The 21,074-nt window shown below is 37.6% G+C and carries 15 protein-coding genes; 8 read left to right on the top strand and 7 right to left on the bottom strand.

Annotated features, from left to right (window positions below):
- The first annotated feature begins 428 nt into the window (after window positions 1–428).
- The 4 genes from QNI22_RS27865 (at window position 429) to QNI22_RS27850 (ending at window position 5,228) form a co-directional block, all read left to right on the top strand.
- On the top strand, window positions 429–1,355 hold the full coding sequence (locus QNI22_RS27865; protein WP_314515912.1) for a S1C family serine protease: 927 nt from the start codon (window positions 429–431) through the stop codon (window positions 1,353–1,355).
- Window positions 1,356–1,486: 131 nt separating this feature from the next.
- Window positions 1,487–2,497 (top strand): alpha/beta hydrolase, encoded by a 1,011-nt coding sequence (locus tag QNI22_RS27860; protein WP_314515910.1) that lies wholly within the window; start codon window positions 1,487–1,489, stop codon window positions 2,495–2,497.
- Window positions 2,498–2,938: 441 nt separating this feature from the next.
- Window positions 2,939–3,817, top strand: coding sequence for a glycerophosphodiester phosphodiesterase (locus QNI22_RS27855; protein ID WP_314515909.1), 879 nt, complete (start codon window positions 2,939–2,941; stop codon window positions 3,815–3,817).
- Between the two features lie 127 nt (window positions 3,818–3,944).
- Entirely contained in the window at window positions 3,945–5,228 is a 1,284-nt protein-coding gene (locus QNI22_RS27850) for a DUF2851 family protein (protein ID WP_314515907.1), read from the top strand.
- Between the two features lie 46 nt (window positions 5,229–5,274).
- Here QNI22_RS27850 and QNI22_RS27845 read toward each other — a convergent pair whose 3' ends face one another.
- Window positions 5,275–6,495, bottom strand: a complete 1,221-nt coding sequence (locus QNI22_RS27845) for a glycosyltransferase family 61 protein (protein ID WP_314515905.1) — start codon at window positions 6,493–6,495, stop codon at window positions 5,275–5,277.
- A 195-nt stretch (window positions 6,496–6,690) separates the two neighbouring features.
- On the opposite strand from QNI22_RS27845, the gene QNI22_RS27840 reads away from it, so the two are divergent.
- On the top strand, window positions 6,691–7,761 hold the full coding sequence (locus QNI22_RS27840) for an NAD(P)/FAD-dependent oxidoreductase (protein ID WP_313977317.1): 1,071 nt from the start codon (window positions 6,691–6,693) through the stop codon (window positions 7,759–7,761).
- 183 nt (window positions 7,762–7,944) lie between these two features.
- The gene (locus QNI22_RS27835) at window positions 7,945–11,175 is read left to right on the top strand and encodes a hypothetical protein (protein WP_314515903.1); all 3,231 of its coding nucleotides are present in this window, start codon (window positions 7,945–7,947) and stop codon (window positions 11,173–11,175) included.
- Window positions 11,176–11,229: 54 nt separating this feature from the next.
- On the opposite strand, the gene QNI22_RS27830 is transcribed toward QNI22_RS27835, so the two are convergent.
- The 5 genes from QNI22_RS27830 to QNI22_RS27810 form a co-directional block, all read right to left on the bottom strand.
- Complete coding sequence (locus tag QNI22_RS27830; protein WP_314515901.1) at window positions 11,230–12,213, bottom strand: radical SAM protein; 984 nt, start codon at window positions 12,211–12,213, stop codon at window positions 11,230–11,232.
- Window positions 12,214–12,305: 92 nt separating this feature from the next.
- The gene (locus QNI22_RS27825) at window positions 12,306–13,643 is read right to left on the bottom strand and encodes a PhoH family protein (RefSeq protein WP_314515900.1); all 1,338 of its coding nucleotides are present in this window, start codon (window positions 13,641–13,643) and stop codon (window positions 12,306–12,308) included.
- Between the two features lie 331 nt (window positions 13,644–13,974).
- A complete protein-coding gene (locus QNI22_RS27820; protein WP_314515899.1) occupies window positions 13,975–15,363 on the bottom strand; it encodes an alkaline phosphatase PhoX in 1,389 nt (462 codons plus the stop codon).
- A 154-nt stretch (window positions 15,364–15,517) separates the two neighbouring features.
- Window positions 15,518–16,459 (bottom strand): SPFH domain-containing protein, encoded by a 942-nt coding sequence (locus tag QNI22_RS27815; RefSeq protein WP_314515896.1) that lies wholly within the window; start codon window positions 16,457–16,459, stop codon window positions 15,518–15,520.
- A 419-nt stretch (window positions 16,460–16,878) separates the two neighbouring features.
- On the bottom strand, window positions 16,879–17,319 hold the full coding sequence (locus QNI22_RS27810; RefSeq protein ID WP_314515893.1) for a GNAT family N-acetyltransferase: 441 nt from the start codon (window positions 17,317–17,319) through the stop codon (window positions 16,879–16,881).
- A 314-nt stretch (window positions 17,320–17,633) separates the two neighbouring features.
- On the opposite strand from QNI22_RS27810, the gene QNI22_RS27805 reads away from it, so the two are divergent.
- Window positions 17,634–18,287 carry a T9SS type B sorting domain-containing protein gene (locus QNI22_RS27805; protein ID WP_314515891.1) on the top strand — a complete coding sequence of 218 codons (654 nt, stop codon included), beginning with the start codon at window positions 17,634–17,636 and terminating at the stop codon, window positions 18,285–18,287.
- Between the two features lie 30 nt (window positions 18,288–18,317).
- The gene (locus QNI22_RS27800) at window positions 18,318–19,592 is read left to right on the top strand and encodes a PorP/SprF family type IX secretion system membrane protein (RefSeq protein ID WP_314515888.1); all 1,275 of its coding nucleotides are present in this window, start codon (window positions 18,318–18,320) and stop codon (window positions 19,590–19,592) included.
- A 337-nt stretch (window positions 19,593–19,929) separates the two neighbouring features.
- Here the strand turns inward: QNI22_RS27800 and QNI22_RS27795 are convergent, their stop codons facing one another.
- A complete protein-coding gene (locus QNI22_RS27795) occupies window positions 19,930–20,979 on the bottom strand; it encodes a hypothetical protein (protein WP_314515886.1) in 1,050 nt (349 codons plus the stop codon).
- Between the last annotated feature and the right edge of the window lie 95 nt (window positions 20,980–21,074).

The raw sequence follows: 21,074 nt of genomic DNA, 5'->3' as shown, positions 1-21,074 counted from the left end.
GATGTAAATCTACAATCTTCCAACCTGTCGAATAGAGATTTTTCTCTGGATATACTACATATCTAAGTTTTAGAGAAAGACTGCAAAAAGCTTAGGTAACTGATGCTTGTCCCTTTGCAAATTCAGGTTATAGTTAAATGTGGAAATCATCTGCTTGTCAGATAAGTAGACATGTACAGCGGAAGTACTCAGCAAAGGGATTTTCCTGTAACCTTCTGACTATAAGCACTATTAATTACGATCAATACTGAGGCTAATCAAAATAGTATAACTGACAAAAAGGCACCTTTCTTCCCAAAATCATTTCAATCTTGTCAGAATAGCTATTTTATATGGTCTGGATACGAAATTGCAGGTAACTACTATTACTACCTAAATACCTCAAGAAACAGAGGCAGTTAGCTTGGTTTCATCAAATTCTTTTTAAAATGGATGCATTTTCTAACATCGTTGTCGATGCTGTGAATCAGATAAAAAATGCAGTAGTTAAAATAGATATATTTAAACGACAGCATGAAAAAATGATCCTAGTCGGGTCTGGTTCCGGTTTTGTATTTTCTTCCGACGGATTAATTTTTACAAACAGCCATGTAGTACATGGAGCGGATAAGATTGTTATTACGCTGCTTGATGGATCTGAATCTGAAGCATTTCTGGTTGGTGAAGATCCGGATACGGATCTGGCAGTTATAAAGACATATGCTAATGGCTTCTCTGTAGCTAAAATCGGAGACTCTGAGGCTTTAAGTATTGGACAACTGGTAATTGCTATTGGTAATCCATATGGCTATCAGCACACAGTTACAACAGGAGTTGTCAGTGCTTTAGGTCGAACGCTGAGAACTAATTCCGGCCGTTTGGTTGATAATGTGATTCAAAGTGATGCGGCTCTTAACCCAGGAAACTCAGGTGGCCCTATGGTGACCGCTACCGGTGAAGTTATAGGCGTTAATACAGCTGTGATACGGGAAGCCCAGGGACTTAGCTTTGCAGTTGGCATCAATACAGCTAAAGATATTGCGGGTCATCTGATCAAAGAAGGTAAAGTTAGCAAAGCCTATTTGGGAATTATGTTGCAGGAAATTACTATCAATCCCCGTATTGTTAACTTCTACAATCTGAAAACGACCAAAGGCTTATTGGTGGTCTCTCTTGAGAAGAATTCGCCTGCGAGACGATCCCAGCTTCAGGAAGGAGATATTATTATTGGTTTTGAAAACACTTCGATTCAGACGTCTCATGACTTGTTTAAGTTATTAAACAAAGACCGCATCGAGAAATGGTCTAAGCTGGAAGTGTTACGCAATACACAGAAACTGGATATTGGTATTTATCCAACAGCACAGGCTGCCTGACCAGTTTTACAGTTACATAAAAGGACTCCATAGAATACATACATATGGAGTCCTTTTATATTTTCAACATTCTATGTGCCATTACAGCTTAAAGAAAAATTATATCTTACCCGAAAAAGCGCCGCATTAAAATGAAATGGTTAAAACGTATTGCTAAATGGACAGCAGGATTTATCTTCTTACTAACTATTAGTTATGTAGTAGGTCCCAAACCCTCTGATCCTATTCTGGATACTCAACTACCTTCTGTTACAACAGATTTAAGTAAGCTGGAACAAGAAATTAATACAACAGAAAAAAAAACTCCTTATCTTAAACCTGACAATCAGGCCCGTATTATCTGGGCAGATTCTCTCCATAAACAACCTACTACTTATAGCTTTGTATACATTCACGGCTTTGGAGCCAGTCAGGCAGAAGGAGCACCAGTACACACAGATCTGGCTCGCCGATACGGAGCCAATCTATATCTGGCCCGTCTTCAGGATCATGGTATCAGCAATAAAAATACCTTTCAGAACCTCACACCTGAAAACTACCTGGCTTCGGCCAAGAAAGCACTAGCTATTGCCAAAATACTTGGAAATAAAGTTATCATTCTTTCCACATCTGCTGGGGCTGGTCTTTCTCTCTACCTTGCTTCAGAGCACCCGGAAATAACCGCATTGATAGTATATTCACCAGCTATTCGCCTCTACGATGATAAAGCGACGTTAATGAATGGGCCTTGGGGAAAGCAAATCATGCGCTCACTGTTAGGATCAGATTATATAACCTATCAAAGAGAAAATCCACTGGAACAAAAATATTGGTCTGCACAATATACTATTCAAGGGCCTATTGTCTTACAAAGTTTTATGGAAGCGGCACTCAATCAGGATACTTTTGCTAAAATAAAATGTCCGGTATATCTGGCCTATTATTATAAAAATGAGAAGGAACAGGATATGGTAGTATCTGTTCCTAAAATGCTGGAGATGTTTGATCAGTTGGGAACCTCTACAGCTTTAAAGAGAAAAGAAGCTTTTCCTAAAACAGGCCATCATGTCATTGCATCATATATTCGTTCCAAAGACTGGAAAAGTGTAGAAAATGGCACAACTAAATTTCTTGAAGAGGTAGTACATCTCTCACCAAAGTAAATAAGTCTCAAACTACCTTTTGACCAGAATTCTGTTCATGAGAAGATTGAAATCAATTATATGTAAGCTTCTATCCCAATTATTTTTGACCATAATTTGAATCATTTTTTGTTTTGACCAGAATACCGATCAATTCACAAAAATATTCGAATAATGGTCATTTCTCTGTTTGACCTCAACTCTGTTCACTTTTAAGTTTGACTGGAATTCTGGTCATTTTTCCAATATATCGAAATACTGATCAGAGTTGAAAAATATCAGAATTTTGATATTCTCGAAAATGATTAAAAATTTATTCGGATTTTTATACCTACTTACCATTCTTCTAATATGAAAGGTAGAAGAATGAGTTAAAACTTCATACTTTCTTAAAATAGAATGTGACACTACTTTGACTTTTTAGATGAATCTTGCCAATCCACATACAAAACCTATTCATCTATGAAATATTCATTTCTTTATTTGCTATTTTTCTTCACTATCCTAACCTCATACAGCCAATCTACCTTTGACTGGCAGGCCCATCGTGGAGGCAGAGGCATTATGCCTGAAAATAGTCTTCCAGCATTTCAAAAATCACTGGAAATAGGAGTTACTACATTGGAACTGGATGTAGTAATTACCAAAGACAAACAAGTCATTGTCTCTCATGAGCCTTTTTTCTCAGCAGACATCTGTCTAGATAAAACAGGACAAAGTGTATCCTCTGACAAAAAGCAATATAACATCTATCAATTCACTTATACAGAAGTACAATCCTTTGATTGTGGCTCAAAAGGGAATAAAGGTTTCCCGGAACAACAGAAATTGAAAGTTAGCAAGCCTCTACTCAGTGAAGTATTCCAGCTTGCAGAGAAATACTGTCAGGAGAAAAAATTACCACCTGTTCATTATAATATCGAAATTAAGAGTTCTCCAGAAGGTGATAATACTTTTCATCCCGAAGTTAGTGAGTTTTCAAACCTGGTCTACCAGATAATCAAGCAATATGTACCTCTTGAACGAATTACGTTACAATGTTTTGACTTCCGAGTGCTTAAGTACTGGAAGGAAAAATATCCTACAGTAACCTTGGCAGCTTTAGTTGCTAATCCAAGGTCCGTTGAAAATAACCTAGCAGATCTCGGATTTACACCTCAAATTTATAGTCCTTATTACAAACTACTTCTTACTAAAAACAAGGTAGAAAATATACATGCATTAGGGATGAAAGTAATTCCCTGGACGGTTAACGAAGTGACTGACATGCAACGATTAAAGGATTGGGGAGTAGACGGAATTATCACAGATTATCCCAATCGTATCAAAGAAGTAAAATAAATTGCTTAGATAAAAGATCTTTTAACAGGTTACAGAATTGAAAACTATCGAATAAAAGCAAAAGGCATTTTTACATTTATAAAGATGCTCTTTTATAAGCAATTCGATAAATCTATTTTTTGTTGCTATGCAGGAGTCATTTCTACATTTTTTATGGCAGTTTCAGTACTTCAGTACCCAAGGATTACAAACCACAGATGGCCGACAGCTTCAGGTTATCAAACCTGGAATTTACAATTCTGATGCAGGTCCTGATTTTACCCAAGCACGTATTGTTGTTGGAGGCATCGAATGGGCAGGCAATATAGAGATGCACCTACGGTCATCTGACTGGCAGGTGCATCGTCATCAACAGGATAAGGCATATGAAAATGTGGTGTTGCATGTAGTATGGGAACACAACTTATCTGTTCACCATCCGGATGGTACAGAAATCCCTGTCCTTATATTAGAATCCCATACAGACAAAAACCTTCTTTCCAGATACCAGACCTTACTGCAAAATATGGCTCCTATAGCCTGTGCCTCTCAATTTTCAGCAGTTAAGAATATTCATAGACGTCAGGCATTGGACAAGGCGTTAATGAGTCGTCTTCATACGAAAGCCATTTTTGTCAAAGAACTTTATCAGAACAGTCAACAACATTGGGATGAAACTGCCTATCAGGTTCTTGCACATGCATTTGGTTTTAAGATTAACAGTGAACCTATGCTTTCACTCGCTCAATCATTGCCACTCAAGATCTTATACAAACATGCCAACTCATTACTCCAGATAGAAGCTCTCCTATTTGGTCAGGCAGGACTTATTCCCTTACAAAGCGGCGATTCATATGTAGAAGATCTAAGGCGAGAGTATATATTCCTGAAGCACAAGTATCAGCTGCATAATACAATAACAGCCGCTCAGTGGAAATTTCTGCGTCTGCGACCAGCCAACTTTCCTACTCTCCGCATTGCCCAGTTGGCGATGTTAATCTATCAGAAGAAATCACTTTTTTCTTCCTTATTTTCTCTGCAAAAACCAGAAGAGATCCTGACTCTCATGGATATTACTCCTTCCGCTTATTGGCAAAAGCATTACCATTTTGGCAAAGAAAGTAATCACGAAGGCTCTTTGGGAAAGGATAGTCAACACAATCTTTTGATTAATAGTGTTGTACCACTTCTTTCAGCTTATGCAGAGATCAAGAACGAGCATCAATATATTGAGCATGCAGTTTTTTTATTGGAGCGACTACCTTCGGAAAACAATAAAATCACACGATTGTGGAAATCGGAAACCGGATTGGATATTCGTACAGCATTTGATTCTCAGGCGAGTATAGAACTATACAATCACTCTTGTTGTGAGCATAGGTGTTTAAGCTGCCCTATTGGAGTTTCATTAGTAAAACAAAAAACCGTGTAGTTACCCTACACGGTTTTAAGAAAATTCCGATTATGTTTTATAGTATTTACACAACACTTGATGTCACTCCAGCCAGAATATCAGCTTCTTCACACAGGCGAATGAGCTTTTTAGCATCTACACGGATATCTGTTATATTTCTATCTTCGTAAGTATTAGGATTAGTATCACTACCTAAAGGCTCTCCAATCATATAGTAATAATCAAAACCACCATAATTACTGATTACGAAGTTAGAGGCTTCGAAATAGTCATATGGAAATATCTCTACTACTTTTGTTCCTGGACGGGAGAAGATAGTATTATGAAGTGCAGATCCATGTACTGCAATAATTACGTCTGCATTTCCAAAGATATCTGCTTCCTGTTGCATGGTCTTACCTTCCATACTTACAAATGTAAATCCATGTGGTTCCAGTGCAGCTTTTACTTCTGGCAGGTTTAACTCTTTCCGGAATTTCACATTTCCTCTCATCACAAATATTTTCTTTGCGAACTGACCTTCGTATGCTGGAGTTGCGGGCTTAAACAGATTCTTTTGTAAGAATTGGACGCTATGGCTGTCCAGCTCAAAACCAGTACGCATTGAGTTTATTTTGTCAATATCCCGAAACTTCATAGATATCAGGGAGCGATCTGCCCTACAGGAGAAATTGATAATCTGTTCTCTGCGAATTCCCATCTTAGCAAAAGACTCTTCCACGAAATCAACAATAGGACATTCACCAATATAATAATAATCTATATTCTCTTTGCCAAATGTTTCCCAGTAAGACAATAACAAAGGCAATTGAGTTTGTAACCAATGTCCATACTGATTAGGAACCGTATTTGAGAAATAGGCAACCGTTCCACTTATTTTTGGAGGGTCCAGCAGATATTCATGTTGAATAGGTAACTCATCAAACCGAACTCTTGGTTCATAAATAGGTCGGTTTTCATCATCTACCAGGTGATTATATTGAAAAGAGAAATTCGGATTGCGAATTTCCAGCAATACAGCATCATAATTAGCACCCTTAGTGGGGAATGTTGACTTATAGCCTTTGAAAACAGCATCTTCCGCAAGAAATTTAGGCTTTTTCAGTTCAAACTCATTCTCCAGGAAGAATCTATGAATAGAAACATCTGAACGTGAACCATATGCAGCTTGAGCATTTTCAAGCGATAATGCAACCACACTCTTAGGCTTTACTTTACCAGTTAAAGCGTAATAGGTTTTTTTTAACTTTCTTGAAAGTTTTTTCTTAAATGGTTTTGTTTGCATAAAAGTAATAAGAGTTCATAGTATCACACATAGCTTAGCAATACATCAGCAAATTACTTAATTTGTAGAGAAAATGGAAGTAAGGTAAATATGCACAGTATGGAAATTTACAAAAAAAACAGGTTGTGAGTCATTATTACTCTTTACTTTTTCAAGCAAACCAATCTTATTTATCTTATAAAAAATTGTAACCTATTGACTCATAAAGACCTAGATTACCTGATCGTTGGGCAAGGATTAGCAGCCTCTGTATTGGCACTAACCTTACTAAAACAACAAAAAAAAATAATTTTATTTAGTGATAGAGAACTGAAACCTGCCTCTGCTGTAGCTGCCGGGCTTTACAATCCTATTACAGGACGAAAGATGAGCAAAACCTGGCAGGCAGAAACATTATTTCCGTTTTTGGAGAACTTCTATACAGAACAGGAAGCCATTCTTAACAGTCGTTTTTTTTATCCTTCCACTATTTATCGTCCTTTTATTTCTATTGAGGAGCAAAATACATGGATAGCAGAAACATCCCAACCTGATATTGCTCGTTTTGCAGAAATCTGCCAAGACGACAACTCTATATCAACTGCTGTCAATGCGCCCTATGGTGGAATGCTTATTCACCATGCCGGATATCTAAATGTCAAATCTTTTTTATCAGCCTGTCATGAGTATTTTGACAAAATTGGTATTGTATACAATCATAGACTGGATCATACTCAAATACAGTTTTCAGGAAGTAAAGTTCAGTATAAGGATGTCACAGCACAACAGATAATATTCTGTGAAGGGCCTTATGCTACTGAGAATCTATTCTTCAACTGGCTTCCTTTTCGTCCTGTTAAAGGAGAGGTACTACATGTAGTTATTGATGATTTTGTAACAAATTATATTATTAACCAACATTTATTCGTTATTCCATTACCAGATGGCACTTTTCGTGTAGGTGCAACTTATAACTGGCGTACTCTTGACTGGCAGCCCAGTGAATCAGGTAAGGCAGAATTATTGGAGAAGTTATCCCGACTTGTTCAAAGACCTGTACATATCCTGGATCATTCAGCAGGAATCCGTCCGGCTACAGCAGATAGACGTCCATTTATTGGCACACATCCAGAACATCCAGAATTGGCATTCTTTGGGGGTATGGGTAGTAAAGGAGTTTCTTTAATACCGTATTTGGCACAACATTTTATTGATTTCTTATTATTTCAAAAAGAAATCATGCCTGAAATCAACATTAATCGTTATCTTTCGTTGTATAAAAAATAAAGGATTGTACACTAACAACATTTATCATTCATTAGCATACAGGTATGAATCCTGTGTTCAGGCCTGAAAAGAGTATTTGTTGATACAAAACATCTTACCCTTTTTCACTATTCCTCCCATAGGTAGATTGCCCAATGCTACATTATGAATGCAAATGTGCGACTGTAAATAATTATGTATTGTATGAAGGCTGTCTACAAACTACTTGTTACTATAATATTTTTAGTATTTTTTTTCTCTGATGCCTATTCACAAACTGCATTGGATGTTTTTGGTAAAAACCGGATTCAATACAAGAACTTTAACTGGAAGGTAATTACTACAACCAATTTTGAAGTATACTATTACCAGGAAGGTAACGAACAAGCTTATTTTGCTGCACGTCATGTTGAATCGGATTTTGATCGCATTGCAGATCTGTTGGGCTATACACCTTATTCCAAAACAAAGATCTTTATTTACAACTCCATTACAGATCTTCAGCAAAGTAATGTTGGTCTGAATAATGACATTACACTGGTAGGAGGACAAACCAATTTTGTTAAATCCAGAGTTGAAATTGCCTATACCGGAAGTGCTGTTAATTTCAAGCGTGAACTAAGTTTGGGAATTTCCCGCATGTTTATTACAGAGATGATGTTTGGCGGTAGTCTGAAAGATATGGTACAAAGCTCTTATCTTTTGTCTCTCCCTGAATGGTTTGTATCAGGAGCAGCTGCATATGTGGCAGAAGGTTGGGGAGCAGAAATGGATGACTTTGTACGAGATATGATTGTACATAAAAATCTCAAAAGGCCGTCTACTCTTACCGGAGAAGATGCTATGCTGGTAGGTCAGTCTATCTGGAACTATATAGCAGAGCGGTATGGAAAATCCAACATTTCGAATATTCTTAATCTTACCCGTATTATCCGTAATGAAGAAAGCAGCATTGTAAGTACATTAGGTGTATATCCCTATAGTAATTTCCTTAAAGAATGGAGGAATTTCTATACTACTATGAATGTACCTATCATCAATACTTACACAATGCCAAGGGAGGATATGCGTGCCCGTAAAAATAGTCGGAATAAGTATGACTATAATCAGGTAAAGATCAGCCCTAATGGAAAATTAGTTGCTTATTCAGAAAACTATAATGGCCGTTATACAGTGTATGCCAAAGATGTAAAAACCTCAAAGCGCACCACTTTGATGGCAGGGGGATATCGCACTATCAATCAACGCTTTGATGAACAGATACCTCTCATTGGCTGGCGCAATAATAATCAGGTAGTTGTAATACATGCCAAAGCTGGAGAATATGTAGTCAGTGTTTATGATATGACCAAGCCTTTTTATAACCGTCTGGTTAACCGCAAATTTCTAAAAAGTTTCACTCAGGTTAAGGACTTTGATGTATCGTCGGATGGTCGTACATTAATAATGAGTGCTGTACGCAATGGTAAAAACGATATATTCTTATATGATATTGGCAGGGGAGCTATTACCACAATTACAGAGGATTTATATGATGATCTGAACCCACGCTTTATAGGAGAATCATCGAATGCATTTGTATTTAGTTCTAATCGTATCAGCGATTCATTAAAAACAGATAAAGGTTCATTTCAAACTGTAACACCTCACTTTGACTTGTTTATATATGATCCTGCTCAATCAACAACTATGTTACAACGGATTGTAAATACAGCAGGAAATGAGACACAACCTGTTGTTAATGGAAACAATATTTATTTTCTGAATGATATCACAGGAATTAATCATCTCTACCGTTATCACATAAGCAATCGTAATGTTCAGCCCGTCACTTCTTTCCGGCAAAGTCTTCTCTCTTATGACATTCATCCCTCTGACAGTAGCCTAGCATACACCATTTTAGACAACCAACGTAGATTTGTAGGGTATAGTAATCAATCTGATTTATCTTCTGCCAAGCAGGTTATCCAAACCAAACGCAGTGAACTTCTCATAGACAAATCAGAGCTTAACAAAAATATAAACACAGGAGATACAAAAACAGCACCTACTCCTGAAACACCTGTTCCAACACCTCCTAAAGATCAACTGGTATTAGAACCTGGTGAAGTAGACACAGATAATTATGAGTTTGATGCAGACACCAAAAAGCAATCAGCAAAAGAACCCACACGCAGCATTGTAGCTACTGTTACAGAAGGCAACACAAAAAAACAAGCGCTTCAGATCAATGGGCCACATGAATACCAGCAACGCTTTACTGTTGATAACACAGTAACATCTTTTATCATTGATCCTATTCGGGACCTAGGAATTACATTTGATGTATTGATGAATGAAGTATTAGAAGATCATAAGTTTAAAGGAGGATTGACAGGATTTTTTGATCTTTCAAGCAGCAATTTCTATGGAGAGTATCAATACATAAAAAAACGTATTGACTTTGGAATACGCTATGATAAGAAGACATACTATTTTAATCCTTCCGAGAATAATGTGAGTTTTACTCAACGTTATAATTTACACAAACTTCAATTTACAGCATCTTATCCATTAAGTGTCTCAAGTCGTTTCTCTGTATCTCCTATTTTGATGCTTACGCGTTTTGTAGAAGCACAATATAGTGCCAGTGTAACTCCTCCTATTGCAACTACAGGATATGCAGGCATTCGATTCGAATATGTATTTGACAATACAATAGTGAATGGGTTAAATATGACAGAAGGAACCCGAATTAGAGTGCGTTATGATAATAACAGAGGTATAGCAGACAAAGGAACTATATCCAACCCAGGTGCCAGAAGCTTTGACAATATAAGTGTGGATGTTCGCCATTATCAGGAAGTTCATCGGGATATTATTCTAGCAACACGTTTGGCCTATGGACGTTATGGCGGACGAGCACCTAAACAATATCTGTTGGGAGGAATGGATAACTGGGCTTTTAACAGTACAGATGCCCGACCTGAGAACGATCCATTGACAATAGCACAGGGAACCGATAATCGCGATATTCTATTTAATGAATTTGCCACTAATCTTCGGGGTTTCCCATATAATAAGCTTTCAGGTCAATCTTTCCTTTTATTGAATGCAGAGTTACGTTTACCTATTGTACGTTACTTCTATCGGGGTCCTATCACTTCCAATTTCTTTAAAAACCTACAGTTAGTTGGTTTTTCAGATGTTGGTACAGCATGGACGGGAGCCTCTCCATTTAGTCGTCAGAATAGTTTGAACACACGATATATCCCAGGCACCGGCTTTGAGGTTGTTGTCACCGACTTTAAAAATCCATTTTTGATTGGGTATGGAGCGGGCGCTCGTACACTATTGTTTGGTTATTATATCAAATTTGATGTAGCATGGGGAGTTGAAAATTTTGTAGCTAATCCCAAGCCCAGCTATTATCTGACTCTAGGATATGACTTTTAATACAATCATTATGCAAAAGTAAAAGGTCTGGAAAAACATCCAGACCTTTTACTTTTAGAAGCGTATCAATTCTTTCCATGTCCCTTTCATACGATTGTATTTAAGAGTACTTGGAAGAGCTTTCCACCAATATTTATTGATCTCAACAGCAAAAGATGGTTGCATATAACAATTGATTGTACAACCCTCACAACCAGGCAACCTGCCTTCTAAAGCAATGAGTTTTTGTACCTTCTCAGAATGATACAGTTCATACAGATTATTTTCTATTGGAACAGATTCAATACCCAGATGATAACAAGGTAACATCAACTGATTCTCCGGAGAAATCACAATAGTAGTGCTTCCAGCTAAACATACCGGATTATCTACATGATTTCCACCATCTTTACGCAATTGAATGAAGGCATCATTAAGGTATATATTCTTTTGCTTACCCCAATGACTTAAAGAAGCCAATGTCTGATCGGATAGAGTCTGTCCCGTTGCTACATTATTATACTCAAAAACAGGATTCAGAATCAAAACAAGATCATTGGGCAAACAGATGTCTCTCCAGACAGATTCAATCTGATGAATGTTATGTTCAAATACAGTAAAGAGAATATCTGGCTTTTGATCCAATCGTTTAGCGATTTGAATAGACTCCATCACAAAGTCAAAACACTTTACGCCTCGGGATGCGTCATGTTCTTCACGAATAGGTGAATCCAGAGAAAAGTGCAGCATGTCTATTAGCCCTTTTAACTTTTCTGCTTGTTTGGGGTAAAGCAAGCCATTGGTGGTAACCGTAGTAATAAATCCCATTGCCTTTGCCATCCTGAGAAATTCATCTAACTGACGATGTAACAATGGTTCGCCGCCTGTAAAATCAATTACTTTTACTCCCAGACGCTTTAATGCGTTTAGATTTTTGTAGACATTTTCTGTTGTAGCATATGGAGAAGGACGCTCCCAGATATCACAAAAACTACAGGAAGCATTGCATCGATAGGTCAGATAATAATTACACAATACAGGATGATGCACTAATCTCATAGACATAAACAAAATAGACCAGCCCAAAAATAATAAAACCCCATCCAAATTTAGTGATGAGGTCGTTTTTTATGGTCTTCAATGTATTGCTATCAAAGCAACTCATTGGCAAGATTAGCCAGTTCAGATCGTTCTCCCCGTTCGAGAGTAATGTGTGCATACAACTTATGATCCTTAACACGATCTATCAGATAACTTAAGCCATTACTTTGTGTATCCAGATACGGAGTATCTATCTGATAGACATCACCTGTAAATACAATCTTTGTGTTTTCGCCTGCGCGGGTAATGATTGTTTTTACCTCATGTGGAGTCAGGTTTTGTGCCTCATCAACAATAAAGATTACATTTGAGAGACTTCGTCCACGAATGTAAGCTAAAGGCATGATTTGCAGAGTTTCCTTCTGGAGCATTTCCTGAATCTGATTCCAGTAACGATCCCCTTCTTCAAACTGACTCTGAATAAATTTCAGATTATCCCAAAGAGGTTCCATATAAGGATTCAGCTTAGACTTAACATCTCCTGGTAAATACCCAATATCCTTATTGCTTAATGGAACAATAGGACGAGCCAAAAATATCTGACGATAGTGCTTACGCATTTCCAGTGCACTTGCCAGTGCCAGAAGGGTTTTACCGGTCCCAGCCACACCTTGAATAGTCAATAGCTTGATATCCCGATTTAATATGGCATCAATAGCAAAAGTTTGCTCTGCATTGCGGGGTCTAATACCATATACCTCCCGTTTTTCGACTTTGTCAATGGTTTCCTCCAGTGGGTTATAGCAGGCAAGAACTGAATTTCGTTCACTTTTTAAAATAAAGAAATGATTCTTTCTTGGCTTTCCTCTTTTAATAACTTCGTTCAACTCACAAGAGCCTTCCTCATGTAGTTTGGTGATTACTTCTGAAGGAACATCTGTCAGAACTGTCTTCCCTGTATATAGGCTATCTACATTTTTAATTTTTCCAGTTTCATAATCTTCTGCCGGAAGATTCAGTGCTTTTGCTTTCAGGCGTAGGTTAATGTCTTTTGTCACCATTATTACCTTACTATCAGGCAGTTCTTCCTGCAATGCCAACGCCGCATTTAAAATGCGATGGTCTGCTTTTTTCTCATCAAAGACAACTTCCGCATCCAATACACTTCGGGTATTCATCTGAACTTTAAACTTTCCTTTGGCAGTACCTTCCAACGGAATCCAGTCCTGAAGCTTGTTTTCACCAGAGATTTTATCAATAAAACGAATAAACTCTCTGGCTTCAAAATTCTTGGTATCATTCCCTTTTTTAAAATTATCCAATTCCTCCAGCACTGTAATAGGTATGGCCACGTCATGCTCCTGAAAATTTTTCACAGCATTATGGTCATATAGGATAACAGATGTATCCAATACAAAAATCTTCTTCTCTTTTTTTGATTTAGCCATAAGAGAACCTGTTAAGTGGGTTTAAGAAATGAGAGCAGAGAAGAAGAAACACCCATCAGATAAGAGAGAGGATACTACTAGCGTTATAATAAACAATTTTGTGTATACCATTTATTATATATCTACCTATACTCCTGCATTCAAATGTCTGAGAATAGGATGTCTCCTGCCTGTATAGAACCTAAAGTTAGAGGTTGTTAGGAGAAATCATAGAATAGGAAAGAATTAATTTATACTCTGGTGGACATAGAATTTCGGCCTATAAAATACATCTTCGTAGATCTCTGATAACCAACCGTGTAGGCCAACTTATTATAACTACTAAGGTTAGTTATACATGCCAGGGCCCTGTAATAGCCAGCGTCAGGCCAACGTGCTGAATATTGACAAAGTAGGTACTTCCATCAGGCGAAAAAACACCCCCTGCAAATTCCGAAGGATAGCCAGTGTTCTCTGCCAGTTTATAGAACTCTCCTCTTGGAGTTATTCCTACAACAAATGGATGTGAATCATCCTCGCATACAATCAGATCTCCCCAGGGAGCTATGGTTAGGTTATCACAGCTTTTGATTACATCTGTATTATTGGGCTCTACAAATAACTCTAGTTTACCAGGCATTTCTTTTTCACGTGTAGTACCTTCATATGGGCTGGGTACATACCGAAATATTTGTCCTTTGGCAATCTTTCCGCCATTGGTACAGGCAAAATAGAGTTCATTATCACCAAACCATATACCTTCTCCTCTGGCAAACCGGGCAGCACCTTTCTCAAATCCGCGCAAACGAAGGTCGTTATCAGGAGACTCTATGTTATCCAGATCTATCCATTCTACTTCAATCTGTTTGCTCATGGGAAATACTGGTGTTGTTAATGTTTGCCAGTTTCGGGTATCGGCACTTCTCTGGTCACGAATTACCAAGGCCTGCAGCTTGCCTCCATGAATCAACTTCTCTTTACGATTGGGGATAAAACGGTAAATCAAACCAGCAGAATCATCCTCAGTCAGATATACAATACCCGTTTCTGGATCAATACATACAGCCTCATGGTTAAACCGTCCCATCGCTTTTAAGGGAACAGGCTCTGCAAGTTGTATCTTCGTAGTTGCCGGGACTTCAAAAATATATCCATGGTCTTTTTCAACCACTCCGCCAATCCGGGTTACATCTTCTTCACAGGTAAGCCAGCTTTTCCAGGGGGTGCGTCCACCAGCACAGTTCCGGTTTGTACCTGCAAGGCTTAGATATTGTGTTTCAACAGTTTGGGTACGATGATTATATACTAGGGTAGTTGTCCCCCCCAAAGAAGGCTGTTCACCTTTTCCAAAATCATAAAATTTATCTTTTACTACCTTTTGAAGAAATTCATATGATTTGCCAAAAGCACCCTCATTGGCATCTCCCGGACTGATTTCATGATTACGGATTAGTAAAGTCCGATCTTTATCAATACGGAAAGTGGCCATACCATCACCTTTACCTGGTACTAACAAACCATCAGTCATAAGGTCTCCTTGCTTAGAAATAATAGTATAGGAAAACCCTTTTGGTAACTTCAAAATCCCTTTGGGGTCGGGCATCAACTCTCCATATCCCACAGGCGGAGCTATCTTACGTTCAAATGATACATACCTGTGCAATCCCAGAAATCCTAAACTTGCAACACTTGTACTTTGTAGAAAATTTCTTCGGGAAATTGGTGTCGTTGCAGTAGTCATTTTATCTCAGAGATTTAATAGATAGGTCTTAACAGATAAAGGAATCAAATTTACAACAGACACATTACTTCAGATACACAAAAATGTTAACATTCTGTTAAAAAAACAGCCCGGCTGTAACCGGGCTGTTGCACTGTCTTAATATCTTTATTTTTTATCGTCCTGAAGGAGGATTAATAATTGTTGATTGTTTACTGATAGCCATAAGCTGCTTCATTGTCTTTTCCATACCTTCAGTTGATCCATCCAGGAAGATTACGTTGCCTTTTCCTTGTTCTGCAAAGTTTTTCACAGATTCAGTCCACATAGAGAAAAGAATAAAAGAGGCATCCAGCTCAGCCTCCTGCATCTCCTTTGCTGCACTTGCCATACCTTTCGCTACTTCTTCACGGAACAAAGCTACACCTTGTCCACGTAGCTGAGCCGCGATCTTCTCTGCTTCTGCAGCAATTTTGATAGCATTACCTTCTGCTTCAGCAGCTTTGGTCTTAGTAATCAATAAAGCCTGGCCTTCGTTTTCAGCAGCAGCACGTAAGTTGTTTGAAGCAACAACCTGAGCCATGGAACGCATAATAGCATCATCAAAAGTAATATCATTCAATTGCAGGTCCATCAGGTGATATCCCCAGTCTTCCAATGTATTATCCAGCTGATCTTTTACGTGATGAACGATCTCCGTACGCAAAGACAGAATCTCTGCCTGCTTTTTGGTTGCCACGAAACTACGGATCGAACCTTCAATAGTGCGTATCAATGCCTGCATGAAACTACGTTCATCCATAAATTTGAATGCTACATTTTTGATTGTTTCTTCCTGCTGATTTAAAACAGCATATACAAGCATAGCCTTAAAATTAACGTTTGCCTGATCGGAAGTAACAGCTTGAAAGTCTAGTTCAACTGAACGGTTCTGAATAGATATCCGCTTAAAAACTGCTTCCAGAAAAGGAATTTTAAAGTTAAGACCAGGTAGCATAATACGACGGTACTTTCCAAACATGGTGATAACTGCAACAGTACCTTGTCGCACGGTAACAAATCCACTAAAAATAAAAAGAACTACAAAAACCAGAAGAAAGAGTGTAATGTATTCCATAAGCGTGTGTAAAGTTTAGTAATAGTGACAAATGCTTTCGCTTTTTATGTTTTTGCCATTGTTTTTCTGTTAGTTAGAAAACGGTAGTAGCAATGAGAGTTAGTTATTTCTGTTTTTAATAAACAATTGATTATCTGATAAATAATCTATCACTTTTGGCTGGAAAAGTTACTGTTTTTATAATTAATGTAGAAATAATAGAAAAGTAACCAGATGTAAGAAAGGTCGTTTCTTTAGTAAAAACCTTTGAATGAAGAAAGAAAAATAGGCTATAAAAGTATTCAACCATTTGATTTTTAAATAAAAAATCAAATGGTTGAATCTCTATAAACATTTTAATAGAAGAGATACACTATCAAAATAGCTGTTAAGTTGTACTCACATATAGTAATACGCCTCTATATGATACCTCATGCAATTTATATAGTTGTTTTAATCATTTTATAGTGCTGGATGTTACATTCTTCGAACATCTCCCCTACCGGAGAAAATCCGAAATGTGTATAGAATGGCATAGCAGTTACCTGAGCATGAAGATAAATGAGCTTTCCTGCAGTATCATTTTGTGCAGCAACATCTTTTAAAAGAGCCTGAAGCAAGGCAGAGCCTACTTTTTTACTACGAAACTCTGCCAATACGGCAAATCGCTCCAGCTTTATGCCTTTCTCTGTGTAACGCCATCTGGCTGTTCCACAAGGATTGCCTTCATAATAAGCCAGAAAATGGCGTGAGCTTGCTTCAAACTCGTCATATTCTTCTTCTTTAGAAACATGTTGCTCTTTTACAAATACTGTCTCTCTGATTGTAAAGGCCTCTTGTAATAATTCTTCCTCATTATCAATGTAGCGAACTGTAAGCATCTGTAGTATTTTTTATATCTGAATGAATTGGATGAATGCTACTTATAGAGGAATAGATTTTGCACACTGTAATTGGTTTCAAGTTCTATATTTAACGGACTTGTAGTCAATTTATAAAGACTCAGTAAAATAGTTGTGAATAAATGTATCCATAAATTTTACTGACCCGTATAAGACTACTTATCTGATAATCATCGTTTTATTATATATCTGTTAACACTGTACTGTGTTCCTATCAATTTTATGGATAGGAGCATATCAGGTAAAAATACAAAATACCACCTATTTTTGAATTTTCTATTTATCCATTTACTATGAATCAATTTCTTTTCGTGCTGGGAGGAGTACTTTTCTGCATAGCAGAAACACAACCTTTATCAGCAAGTTCTCCTGTCTTAACCAAAGTTTACAAAACAGTTGGTTACACATTTCAGGCTCCCACAGTAATTGTAGACTCGATAGTACCGCTTATAGGTGAAACAGAAACGGAAATAAAAGGATCTGTGAGTTTAGATGTAGTAACTCTAAAATGGGAACAGGTTTCAGGTCCCTCAGAAGCAACACTTGAAAATGCAGATTCTCTCACAGTTCATATATCCAATCTAAAGGAAGGCACTTATAAATTTTCTCTTACAGGCACAAACAGTGATGGAGAATCAGCAACTGCTATTGTAGAGGTTCGGGTAACTACTAATCCTTCAGGCGCTTATGTTTTAGTACCTAAGAAAATATTTACTCCCAATGGAGATGGATTTAATGATACATGGGATATACAATATATAAGTACTCGTCCGAATTATACTGTGATTGTTATGGATTCAAAAGGTAAAAAGCTGGTCGAAAAAACAAACTTTACATCTGACGAAGTCTGGGATGGACAAGGGGCTGGTTATGGAGCTTATTACTATGTAATCAAGGACGAAAATCAGAAGGAGTACCGTACAGGTAGTTTCTCTCTTCTTCAATAAAACGACACAATCAGACTCACCACAACCTATATGAAAAAAATATACATCTTATTTCTTTTTCTTGGATTAAGTTATTCCGTCCAGGCGCAAAATATGCCCCCTTATGTCCATTCATTCAGTAATATGTATCTGGAAAATGGGGCAGCGGCTGGGATGAATGGCTATCCTGTTATCTTTCTCAGCTTTCATCGTCAGCAAATCGGACATATCGAGACACCACCAGCACACGCCTCTTTTGCTTTTCATACACCTTTCCGTCAGCGGCAGTATGCTTTTGGTACGAATATCTCCTACTTCCGGCAAGGCGTACAACAAACCACCAATGCATATATCACGTTTGCCCGTCGTCTGGACTTTGGCAAGGAGAGCTTTTTACAAGTAGGGATCTCGGGCGGATTTTTCTACAATTCGATCTATACAGCTGATTTAACTCCTGATGAACTGGCAGATCCTATATTAGCAGCTATGAATAAAACCTATCGGGCAGATGTGAGAATTGGTGCTATTTACCAGTATAAAAATCTTCAACTGGGTCTTTCATTGCCACGCCTTGCCCCCTATTCAACGGTTGGAAGTGATGGACAGCGTTTACAACGGACCTTTAAACCATTGGAAAATTACACGCTAAGTGCAGCTTATCGTATCAACGCTACACCGGATGTAGTTATTCATCCGATGGTATTGTATCGGAAATATGAATACCAGAAAGATCCATTTTTTGAAGTCAATGCGGTTGTTAATTACAAAGATGGATATTGGGTAGGAGGTGCTTATCGCCAGGATTATGGAATGTTTTTTATGGCTGGCTTCAAGGCATTCAATAAAGTTAGCTTTGGGTATGCTTACAAACTTGCCAATAACAATGTAAGCAACTACGGCAACCCTGCCCATGAAATACAGTTTGGCATCCATTTGGGTAAAAAACAGGAGCAACCTATTCGCACTTTACCAGCCTTTACACAGTTGAACAATCGGACTATTCGGGTAACTCCACCTAAGATCGATACATCTATCCGTATAGAGATTGTTCGTAAAATGTTGGCACCGCCACCGAATCCGCTGGAAATGGAAATAGGCAACTACTTGATTGTAGGGGCTTTCCGTTATGAACAAAATGCCAGAAAATATATGGCCACTGTCATTGCATCAGGTCATGATGCTAAGATAGGATTTAACTCCAATAGACAATTCCATTATGTATATATCTATGTGGGTAATAATCTGGAAGAAGTCAGAGAACGTGTACGACAGATCCGTACAGAGAAAGGATATGAAAACGCCTGGATCTTCAGAATTACAGAATAATCTCAATTTTATAACTTGTTTAAAAAATGCTCATCCGAAAGGATGAGCATTTTTTAAACAAGACATTGCTGGATTCATTCTCATGCGCATACTTATATGTATCAGTTTGCTTGAACTAAACCATATATTATGATAAACTGAAAAGGGATTCTACAAGTTATTGAGTCAAAAAAGTTTTACATAAGGTAAACTGCAAATTTGCTGATGCATACAATTAACTGTAAGAAATTGTTTTGAACAGAATTAATCGCAGGCATGCTGCTTGTGTGGAATTAACTGCAAAAAAATTCATGCATATAGTTTAGGTTAACAAACTTTAATATATACGATATATGTATCATCTAATATTCCGGTGATACTCCTCCACCTCTCGCAGCACTAACCGCAAACTTTCTTTTACAATATCACCCATGCTCTCACATCCATAGAAAACACTGTTTTCATAATGATTTGCTAATTGATTGCGTAAATGCATTACATTTTCAAAAGGGGCAATATCATCATCTGCCATTACATCTGTTAAAGCAAAAATGCGATTTCCTGTAGTATTCAAACGACTAGCAATCATGGACTTTTCTTCTGATTGATACTGATGTACACTTTCAGGTGAAAGCCTTGAATAACCTAGTTCAATAATAGGATTGTTTTGCTTAAAATATTGAGGGAGAAATACTGTTTTTTTACCTTCATAACTTTGCTGGTCAAAGTCAATGGCACGAATGCGATAATGAATCTCATCAAAATCCTGAGTAGCAATGATTACAAAATTGCTACTGTGCATATCTCCCAGTAATCGAACAAAACAACGTTCATTAAACTTGACAAATTCTTTCACCAGACGTATACTATTCAGGTGCTTATCTTTAAGATGATTCTTAATAAACTGATTGCCAGGTACTCCTGCTATATGTTCTTCTACAACAGTATCACCACTGCTGATATAGCTGATGCGGTTAGGAGATAAAATATGTTCCAGTTCAAGGCCATAAATTCGTGAAGCATCTGCCCGTTTTATATAAAAATAGTCGAAGTTATCATTTAGCGTATTGACAATCCGTACTCGAAAAGGACGGGTATTGGCATATACACATAGGTCTACCCGATCTACTGTGAGATGCCGGGCTACAGATAAGTCCCCTCCTATCTTCAACTCAACATACATTACTTTAAGACCACGATAGATTTCATCAATGCGATGAGGTGGATAAAAAACTGTTTCCCAGAGGGTATCTTTCCCTTCTTTATCATATAAAGTTATCGCATTGTCAAACTGAGCTATGTCATCATAGTGAATTGGTAGCTTGATTTCACGCCCATACTTGATAAGGTACTTTCGTAAATCCTGATTGATCGGATAAATATTTTTCTTTCTGCTAATGAAGGCCAATTTCTTTCTGTTAAAATGATTCTATGTAATCAATTTGATAAAAATTTGGAGATTGCACAAACCAGCATGACTTTTGTTCGTTTTTATAGTACATT

The sequence above is a fragment of the Xanthocytophaga agilis genome, from assembly GCF_030068605.1.
GTDB classification, from domain to species: domain Bacteria; phylum Bacteroidota; class Bacteroidia; order Cytophagales; family 172606-1; genus Xanthocytophaga; species Xanthocytophaga agilis.
This window is presented reverse-complemented; position numbering and strand designations above follow the sequence as displayed.